Source organism: Streptomyces sp. MB09-01 (assembly GCF_033794505.1).
GTDB lineage: Bacteria > Actinomycetota > Actinomycetes > Streptomycetales > Streptomycetaceae > Streptomyces.
Genome location: NZ_JARAYQ010000543.1, coordinates 1 through 1,473 on the forward strand (window position 1 = coordinate 1; position 1,473 = coordinate 1,473).

The following is a 1,473-nucleotide window of genomic DNA, read 5'->3' on the forward strand; positions in this document are numbered from 1 at the left end:
GTACGGGTCGGCGGGGGTGTCCGGGAGTCGGGTGCGGGTCTGGCCCGTGCCGCCGACCTCGCCGTGGCCGCCGCCGTACTGGTCGTCGTTGCTCATTCCGTGTCGGCCCCCTCCGCGTCGTACGACGGTAGCGCTGGTTTCCGCGTAGGCGCGGTGTGGTGAGTCCTCATCAGGTACGGCCGCGGTGTGGCCCGGCTAGACGGCCATTCCGTAGACGATGGTGAAGAGGGTGCCCAGGGAGCCGATGATGAAGACGCCCGTGAGGCCGGCCACGATCAGGCCCTTGCCCTGTTCCGCGCTGAACGTGTCGCGCAGGGCGGTCGCGCCGATGCGCTGTTTGGCCGCCCCCCAGATGGCGATGCCCAGGCACAGGAGGATCGCCACGGCCATGACCACCTCGATCATGACCTTCGCTTCGTTGCCGAGACTGCCGAACGGCCCCCAGTTCGGGGCGATTCCGCCGATGATGGTGGTGATGTCGCCCTTTTCGGCTGCCAGGATCATGTAACTCACCGCCCCTGTATGGGTAGTTCCGGAAGCCCACTGCCCGACGGCAGGGGTTACGCACTATCTTCGCTGATGAAACCGCCGCCGTCGTCGACTTGACGGCTCTCTTTACCCGATCTCTCGGACCGCGCCCGGCCTCCGCGCTCTGACCTGGGCAGGGGCGGTGTGTATGCGCAAGAACGTGCGGTCACTCTGTGTATCACGAGGGGTGACGCCGGGCAATGATTGTCGTCTCGGCGTACGGGTGGGACGAAGGGCGTCCGTTCGGCGCAGCGGGGTCGCGTGTCGTTGGGCCGGCTCACCGACATTTGTCCGATCTTTCGTCCACCCGCTGTAGGCGGCGCTGTCAGTGGGGTGCGGGAGGCTGGGGAGCATGACGACTCCATGGACTCTTGCGGATCTCGAGGCGGCCATCCGGGCGGGTTGGTCGGCGGAGACCTGCGAGCCGGCCGACATCAGCAGGATTCCCTGGACCCCCGAGAATCCGGCCTGGGGACACTGCGACATCACGGCACTTGTCGTGCAGGACCTCGTGGGCGGGGATCTCGTCGTGGGGGAGGTGTTCCACGACGGCCGGCAGGAGGGCTACCACTGGTGGAACCTGCTGCCCGGGGGCGTACGGGTCGACTTGACGCGGGAACAGTTCCGGCGGGGCGAGACGGTCACGTTGGGGCGGGTCGTGAAGCGGCCGGGCGGGCGGCTGGGGCGGCGCTGGGAGGAGTACCAGCTGCTGCGGCAGCGGGTCATCGACAAGCTGGGGCCGCTGCCGGGGGTGATGGTGACCGGGGACGGGCGGCGGCTCGTCCACACGGACTTCGGGGGACCGGGGGCGCCGCTGCTCGCGCTGCACGGACATTTCCAGGACGGGGCCGCCTTCGGGGACCTGGCCCGGGAGGTGGGTCCGGCGTGGCGGGTCATCGCCCTGGACCACGGGGGGAGCGGGTGGGATCATTAAAAAAAAATAAC

Annotated in this window: 2 protein-coding genes; one reads left to right on the forward strand and one right to left on the reverse strand. The window is 68.5% G+C overall.

Going from position 1 to position 1,473, the window contains the following annotated elements:
• Window positions 1-195: 195 nt before the first annotated feature.
• A complete protein-coding gene (locus PV721_RS43310; RefSeq protein ID WP_008742356.1) occupies window positions 196-504 on the reverse strand; it encodes a hypothetical protein in 309 nt (102 codons plus the stop codon).
• Between the two features lie 376 nt (window positions 505-880).
• Between PV721_RS43310 and PV721_RS43315 the strand changes: the two genes are divergently transcribed.
• Window positions 881-1,462: a hypothetical protein gene (locus tag PV721_RS43315; RefSeq protein WP_319734361.1), complete on the forward strand. Its 582-nt coding sequence runs from the start codon at window positions 881-883 to the stop codon at window positions 1,460-1,462.
• Window positions 1,463-1,473 lie beyond the last annotated feature (11 nt).